Annotated in this window: 2 protein-coding genes; both read left to right on the top strand. The window is 44.2% G+C overall.

Annotated elements, in window-relative coordinates; translation table 11 throughout:
• The first annotated feature begins 104 nt into the window (after window positions 1–104).
• Entirely contained in the window at window positions 105–572 is a 468-nt protein-coding gene (locus RM539_RS19735; protein WP_311505138.1) for a TRAP transporter small permease, read from the top strand.
• A complete protein-coding gene (locus tag RM539_RS19730) occupies window positions 569–1858 on the top strand; it encodes a TRAP transporter large permease (RefSeq protein ID WP_311505137.1) in 1290 nt (429 codons plus the stop codon). The genes RM539_RS19735 and RM539_RS19730 overlap by 4 nt, the downstream gene beginning before the upstream one ends.
• Window positions 1859–1860 lie beyond the last annotated feature (2 nt).

Below are 1860 nucleotides of genomic sequence, written 5' to 3'. Positions count from 1 at the left end.
GATAAGGAAGCATTCCGTGAAAAGGTGCAGCCGATGTATGAAGAATTCAGCGAGGATCCTGAAATGAAAGAGATTATAGAACAGATACAAGCCGTAAAATAATTATGAAAAGAAGTTTAGATAAAATCCTCGGGGCCTTTCTGGTTCTATTAATGGCCATAATGGTGATAGCTGTTTTATGGCAGGTTTTCTCCCGTTATATTATGCAGTCCCCAAGTTCGATAACCGAAGAATTGGCGAGATATCTGCTTATCTGGATAGGAATTCTTGGAGCTGCATATGCTGCAGGACAGCAGGAACATCTTTCCATCAATTTACTGGAAGAAAAATTAAATCCGCAAAACCGAAAACGATTGAGGATAGGCATCAATTTGCTCATCATTTTTTTCTGTATCACCGTATTAATGATAGGTGGCGGCAATCTGGTATATGTAAGTTATGATTTGGGCCAGCTTTCTGCAGCGCTTGAAGTACCCCTTTACATTGTGTACATGGTGCTTCCGCTAAGCGGGCTGCTCATCATTATCTATAAAATCAATGAAATTTTAAATCCCCAAAAGTATTTAGTATGATTTCAGAGATATTAATATTGGTTATTTCCTTTGTAGTACTGCTGGCCATAGGAGTGCCGGTGGCATGGTCTATTGGGTTATCCTGTTTTTTTACAATGATAGCTTCTATAGATAGCCTGGCGGCCTTCACTACAGTAGCCCAAAGGATGGCCACGGGGCTGGATAGTTTTTCTTTACTGGCTATTCCATTTTTTATTCTGGCCGGACAAATAATGAACCAGGGGGGGATAGCCAACCGGCTTATTGATTTTGCCAAGGCGCTCATTGGTGCACTGCCCGGGGGATTGGTGTATGTAAATGTTATTGCGGCGATGCTTTTTGGGGCCATTTCCGGTTCTGCCGTTGCTGCAGCTTCAGCAATTGGAGGAATTTTAGGGAAACCTATGGAAAAGGAGGGGTATTCGCGGGAATTTGGTGCGGCTATTAATGTAACCTCTTCTACCACAGGATTGGTGATTCCGCCTTCGAATGTACTGATTGTGTATTCCCTTGCCAGTGGCGGGGTGTCTATTGCCTCGCTATTTCTTGCCGGTTATCTGCCGGGAATTCTAATGGGGCTGGCCCTTATGCTGGTAGCAGCGGTATGGATAAAGAAGAAAAAATATCCGGCCGGGACTCCCACCAGTTTTGGGAAAATCACCGCTACATTTTTTGATGCTTTACCCAGCCTGTTGTTACTTGTAGTGGTTATTGGCGGAATTGTTTCCGGAATTTTTACGGCTACGGAAGCTTCAGGGATAGCAGTTTTATACTGTTTTGTGCTCTCGCTTATTTACCGGGAACTGGACCGTAAAATTCTCTACAGGGTATTTTTAAGTTCTGTGGGAACCACGGCTATAGTGATGTTGCTTATAGCTACGTCCATGAGTATGTCCTGGGTGATGTCCTATGAAAATATTCCGCAGTCGGTAAGTGCGGCGCTGCTAAGCCTTAGTGAAAACAAATACGTGATTTTGCTTATTATCAACCTGCTGTTGCTCTTTGTAGGAACCTTTATGGATATGACCCCTGCAGTACTCATTTTTACCCCGATATTTTTACCCGTAATGACCAATCTGGGAGTGGACCCGGTACATTTCGGGATAATTATGGTGATGAATTTATGTGTGGGACTGTGTACGCCACCGGTGGGGGCGGTGCTCTTTATAGGAGTGGGCGTGGCCAAAACCACCATTCAGAAGGTGATAAAACCGCTGATACCGCTTTACGTGGTGATGGCCATCGTGCTGTTGCTGGTCACCTTTATCCCCGCCATCAGCCTTTGGCTGCCAAGTTTATTTGAATAAAT

Origin of the sequence: Autumnicola musiva (genome assembly GCF_031846585.1) — a bacterium.
Classification (GTDB): Bacteria; Bacteroidota; Bacteroidia; order Flavobacteriales; family Flavobacteriaceae; genus Autumnicola; species Autumnicola musiva.
Note: the sequence above shows the minus strand (reverse complement) of the source record. Positions and strands in the feature narration are given on the sequence as shown.